The 3,516-nt window shown below is 33.4% G+C and carries 4 protein-coding genes and 1 pseudogene; 2 read left to right on the top strand and 3 right to left on the bottom strand.

Going from position 1 to position 3,516, the window contains the following annotated elements; all coding sequences use genetic code 11:
- Positions 1–342: 342 nt before the first annotated feature.
- On the top strand, positions 343–1,389 hold the full coding sequence (locus ABDZ84_RS02380) for an ATP-dependent nuclease (RefSeq protein WP_343779839.1): 1,047 nt from the start codon (positions 343–345) through the stop codon (positions 1,387–1,389).
- Between the two features lie 105 nt (positions 1,390–1,494).
- Here the strand turns inward: ABDZ84_RS02380 and ABDZ84_RS02375 are convergent, their stop codons facing one another.
- From ABDZ84_RS02375 to ABDZ84_RS02365, 3 genes are all read right to left on the bottom strand, one after another.
- Positions 1,495–1,656 carry a hypothetical protein gene (locus tag ABDZ84_RS02375; protein ID WP_343779836.1) on the bottom strand — a complete coding sequence of 54 codons (162 nt, stop codon included), beginning with the start codon at positions 1,654–1,656 and terminating at the stop codon, positions 1,495–1,497.
- A complete protein-coding gene (gene terS, locus ABDZ84_RS02370; protein WP_343779833.1) occupies positions 1,650–2,222 on the bottom strand; it encodes a phage terminase small subunit in 573 nt (190 codons plus the stop codon). Before terS ends, ABDZ84_RS02375 begins: the two co-directional genes overlap by 7 nt.
- Positions 2,223–2,308: 86 nt before the next feature.
- Positions 2,309–2,869, bottom strand: coding sequence for a DUF5067 domain-containing protein (locus ABDZ84_RS02365; protein WP_343779830.1), 561 nt, complete (start codon positions 2,867–2,869; stop codon positions 2,309–2,311).
- Between the two features lie 301 nt (positions 2,870–3,170).
- Here ABDZ84_RS02365 and ABDZ84_RS02360 point away from each other — a divergent pair.
- Positions 3,171–3,516, top strand: a pseudogene (locus tag ABDZ84_RS02360) (IS21 family transposase); the annotation flags it as partial.

Raw genomic sequence — 3,516 nt, 5'->3', positions numbered from 1 at the left:
GTTTGGTCACTTACCATTATACTAGACTTGGGGAGGTACTCCATTTTTTATGTCTTAAACCCATTGAGCCACAAAGGCTCATAATTATGAAATTCACTAACATAAAAGATAATGATTTTTTGCTTATTTTCCGCAGAACGATTAAGTAATCCTTTCATGATAAGATCACCTTTAGAACATTTGTATGGTTCAAAGTGGAAAAACTACCTCATAATGAAAGATCTCTAATTATTAAAATCCCCCTTCAAGTAGTCAATTTTACCCAAACAAACAGAAATATGTGGTAAAATTATACAACAAGCTATGACTTTAAATATTCTATAAGGTTGGAGGTCTCATAAAATGTTAAAAGAAGTGTACATAAAAAAATTCAGGAAATTTAAGGACGTCACATTCAATATTTCTCCGAGATTAACTCTTATATCAGGTGCAAATGGAATTGGTAAATCGACTCTACTGGGAATAATCGCCAATGGTTCTGGAACAAAATCTTTTAGAACTATAAATGATAAAGACTTTCATCCAGAATTTAGAGACCATTTCATACTAAACAAAGAAGAACACTTAGACGCCAGGAAATCTAATGAATATTATGAAGCTATTATTAAATATAACTATAATAATATTGATGTCCGAAAAAGAGTAAGAACTTCTCATCCGAACCAGAAGAAACTAAAACTTGTTCCTAGAACAGTAGATTCCAATGGTATAAATAATGATAAAATTAGCGAGTCTATTGAAAAACAAACTGGTATTACAGGCTCTGCAAGAGTACCTATACCAACTGTTTTTGTAAGCATGAATAGACTATTACCTTTTGGGGAATCTGACTCGTCATTAAAGAACATTACAAAGGTTAACAACAGAAAAAATATAGAGGATAATGAAGCTCTATTAGAAGACTACGTAAGAATGTATAATACAGTTTTACCCAATTCTATAAAATTATCAGATGTTGATTTATACGAATCTTACAAACCCAAAATTAATTATAATGTACTTTATGTTATGTCTTCAAATTCGAGTATTTTGACCCAATCAATCGGTCAGGATAGTCTAAGTGGTATAATAAATGCAATTTTATCTTTTAAAAATATTTCTCATTTAGATAAATATAAGAGTGGCATTTTATGTATAGATGAGTTAGACGCCTCTTTACATCCTGATGCACAAAAACGATTATTAAAACTGCTAGAAAAAGAGTCCGCTAAACTCAATTTACAAATTATTTTCACAAGTCACTCACTAACCATTTTAAAAGAAATGATAAGGCTTTCCAAGAAAAATGATAGCTATTATTCTGTGCTCTACTATAGATTCATTTTTGGTTTACATAACAACAGTTTTAGGAAGTTAATAATCTGTGAATCTCTTGATATATGGTTTTGAAAACTTATAAGAATTATCATTTATGCATGATTTTATACATCGCTGATTTATCAACGTTTCCCCTTGATGAAAATAAAATATATCTGGTAGTTTTTGCATAAAATCTCACTCTTTTCTCTTAATCATAATTTCGATTGGTTTATCATCATCACCGCTGCCTAACTTATCAATTTCAACTTTAGTCTTATCGATGGCTAAATTCATCTTCTCAAGCTCCAGTAATCTATAATCATCTGCATGGGCCAACTCATAAAACTGTTTTAGCATACTTCGCAATTCGCCCATCGCACGGAGAATTTTAAAAAAATTCGCCTGTTTATCCCAAGCGAATTGCAACTCATATTCTTCTTCAATTGGAACTTGCTTGATCTCCTCACCCATGAAATGACTTCATACTTCGATTTCTTTAGTTCTTTCGTTAAATCATCCTGATCTTTAACAAACATAATCTGTTGCGCCCTCATAATTTGAGCGAACTGCATTTTGATATTCATCCATAAAATATCCAACAGAGAAATACTATCAATATCATTCACTATATCCAGTGTTTCTTCTGGTAGATATTTAGCAAATAAACCGTGAGTGACAGCATTGCTATTCCCCTTAGGTGCAGCACCGCCTTTATTACCTAAAGCATTTTTACTGCCTTTAGGGGCACCTACTTTTTTTGTGTGCACATTTTTTTCTTTGGGTGCACCCTTTTTTCGTTGCCACCCATACCTGCGTTTCCATGACTTTACTGTGTTAATAGATACACCATGTTTAGCAGCAATGTCTTTGTATTTCATGCCTTTGAAATAATCTTTTTCAGCTAGTTTATGAGTTTCTGCCACTACATCATCACCCACCCAAGATGTTAATTAAGTTTGTTTTGTAATATAAAAAAGCACCCAATTAACTGAGTGCCTTTACTTGTATTTTATTTTATTTCATAATCCTGTCTACCTAACTCATCACCTGCAACACCTTGATTCGCTACTAAGGTTACAGGAGTTTCTAAATCATCTAATTCGTAAGCGATAGAGCTTTCTACTGTACCATCTTTCTTTATATTTTCCATTTGTGAATCTAGATGACTATCATCTGGTAAATCTCCCACATTTAACTCATTTACTGCATTTGGATCATTATCTTGTATTGCTGTGAATACCGAAATCCAAGCTGTTGATGGGTCTATTTCTTTGTCAGTAAAATTTGTCGTTTCATACCAAATAGCGAATACTGGTTTTTCTCCGTATTCATTCCCTGGTTCTCCAGCAGGTATAACCTTAGTTTCTGTTATATTAATTTTTAGATCTTCAATCTTAGCTTCGTTATCTTTAAAATATACATCTTCGTTACCGTTTGATTCTGTACTTTCGTTACTCTCGTCACTGTTGTTGCTTTCTTTGCTGGCTGAATCTTTACTTTCTGTTGATCCGCCACATGCAGATAAAACTAATAACATTGCAGTAAATAAAACAAAAAAGTATTTCTTCATCTCTTTCAACCCCCATATATTTATTATCCTAATTATGGAGCATTTTGTAATATTTTTCAATATATTAAAAAATAACACCCAAGCCCTCGTTAAACTTGGATGCACCATTTACATATCTACAACATTACAATATATCGTAAACAACGTAACCGTAATACAGGTGTGCCTGCTAAACTAAAGTAGACAGTTTCCGCTAGATTAGAAGAAACACTTATTTACCCAAATATACCAGTAAAATATATAGCTCTCCCATTGTATGATATTTAAGATTATACACACATCAATGGAGGGCGCAGAAAAGTTGGGGGTATCAAGATCAACGGTGTATCGCAACCTGCAGAAGTCTCCTCCGGAGATGGCTGAATGGGTAGAAAGTATAAAAACGAGAGAGAAAAAGTTAGATCCTTACAAAGCGTTAATTTTATCCTGGCTGAGAGAACATCCTGATATGTCAGCAGCACAAGTGCAAGATTGGTTACAGGAAAGGTATGAATCACTGGAGATTGGCGAGAGCACGGTTCGTGCCTACGTTAGAGAATTACGTACTGAATATAGAATAGAGAAAGAGACTCTACCACGGAATTATGAAGCTATTCCTGACCAGCCAATGGGAGAACAAATGCAGGTTGATTTTGGTCATACAAAAC

It is taken from the genome of Virgibacillus salarius (assembly GCF_039521925.1).
In the GTDB taxonomy this organism is placed as follows: Bacteria; Bacillota; Bacilli; order Bacillales; family Amphibacillaceae; genus Virgibacillus; species Virgibacillus salarius.
This window is presented reverse-complemented; position numbering and strand designations above follow the sequence as displayed.